The 1,892-nt window shown below is 75.4% G+C and carries 2 protein-coding genes; both read right to left on the bottom strand.

The features are described from left to right. On the bottom strand, positions 1-751 hold a 751-nt coding region (locus ACTUAL_RS15940), incomplete at its 3' end, for a SidA/IucD/PvdA family monooxygenase (RefSeq protein WP_440900816.1). Between the two features lie 36 nt (positions 752-787). Next, positions 788-1,891: an NAD(P)/FAD-dependent oxidoreductase gene (locus tag ACTUAL_RS15945; RefSeq protein ID WP_440900817.1), complete on the bottom strand. Its 1,104-nt coding sequence runs from the start codon at positions 1,889-1,891 to the stop codon at positions 788-790. Position 1,892: the final 1 nt, after the last annotated feature.

The raw sequence follows: 1,892 nt of genomic DNA on the forward strand, positions 1-1,892 counted from the left end.
CCGGGTCGAACACCTCGTTCACGAACGGGGTGTCGTCGGCGACGCTGTAGCCGAAGCGGGAGAACACCGCGACGACCTCCGCGCCCGGCAGCGTCCGGTGCAGGTACTCGGTGACCTCGGCGGCGCTCTGCCCCGCGCCGACCACCACCACCTTGCGCACCCGCCGCTCCCGCAGCCAGGGCACCCGGTGCAGCAGCTCCCCGCTGTGCCACACCCGCTCGCCCCCGCTCACGCCGTCGGGCAGCCGGGGCTCCAGGCCGGTGGCGACGACCACGTTGCGGGCCCGCGTGGTCGTGGTCCGCCCGTCGCGGCGCGCCACCACGTCCAGGTGCCCGACCACGCCGCCCTCGGCGACCGGCTCCAGCGCGGTGATCTCGCTGCCGTAGGACACCGAGTCGGCGAAGTGCCCGGCCACCCACTCCAGGTAGTCGTGGAACTCCACCCGCAGCGGGTACAGCGTCTTGGCGTTGACGAACTCCGGCATCCTGCCCCTGGCGTGCAGGTACGACACGAAGCTGTGCGGCGAGGTCGGGTTGCGCATGGACACCAGGTCCTTGAGGAACGACACCTGCATCGTCGCCCCGTCGATCAGCATCCCCCGGTGCCAGCCGAAGCGGGGCTGGCGCTCGAAGAACGCCGAGGACGGCCCGTCCCGCTCCGCCAGCGCCACCGCGAGCGCCAGGTTCGACGGGCCGAACCCGACCCCGACCACGTCGCGCGGCGCGTCCGCCCCCTGCACTACCGCAGCCACATCGATCCGCCTCCCCGGTTCGGCTGACCACGCCGGTCAGATCAGGTCGAGCAGCTCCCCGTCCAGCAGGTCCTCCATCGGCATGAGCCCGGCGACCACGGCGAAGTAGTCGCGCGTCCACTCGGGCCTGCGCGCCACCGCCCGCAGCAGCGCCAGCCGCGCGGGGGTGACCTCCAGGCGGGCCAGCGCCAGCGTCGCCTGGTAGCCGTCGACCATGGCCTCGTCGCGGCGCGCGGCGAACCCGTCCAGCGCTGCCTGGTCGCCGGGCGCGTCGCCCACCGACCCGGCGAGCAGGTCCGCCTGGGTGAACGCGTTGGTGATGCCGCGCGCGGTGATGGTGTCCAGGTGGTGGCCCGCGTCGCCGACCAGCGCCCAGCCGGGGCCCGTCGCCTCGCGGAAGAAGTTGCGCTGGTCGCCGGTGCCCACCAGCCTGCCGACCTGCTCGCCGCCCTCCAGCTGCGCGGCCACCGAGGGCGCGGTGGTGGCCAGCGCGTCCAGGTGCGCGGCGCGCGCGTCGGCGCGGACCTCGTCGAACCGGGACTGCGGGAAGTAGGTGGCGACCATGGTCTCGCCGTCGTTGGTGGGGATCGTGGCGATCCAGCGGCCGGTGCGCTCGTGGAAGCCGAAGCCGGTGTCCAGGCCCGCCCAGCGCGAGTAGTAGACGCAGCTCAGGCGCGGGTCCTCGGCGGTCGTGGCGGCCCCGGCCAGCTCCGCGACCCTGGAGCGCATCCCGTCCGCGCCGACCACGAGCCGGGCGCGGGCCCGCCGCTCCCGGCCGTCCGGGCCCCGGAAGCGCACGCCCGCCACCCGGTCGCCCTCGCGCAGCAGGTCCACGACGGTGCTGCGGTCGGCGAACTCGGCGCCCGCGGCCACGGCCGCCTCCACCAGGATCGAGTCCAGCACTCGGCGGCGCGGCCCGTACCCCGGCCCCTCCGGGGCTGGGGCGGCCAGGTCCACGTCCTCGACGCGGTAGCGCACGGTGTCCAGCGCGGGCGCGCCCGAGGCGATCACCGCGTCCAGCAGGCCCCACCGCCGCAGCAGCGCCACGCCGGGCTGGTGCACGTAGAGCGTGGACATGGTGTCGGAGGGGAACTCCGCCCGGTCCAGCAGCAGCACGCGCCACCCGCGCCGGGCGAGCAGC

Source organism: Actinosynnema sp. (assembly GCF_052038725.1).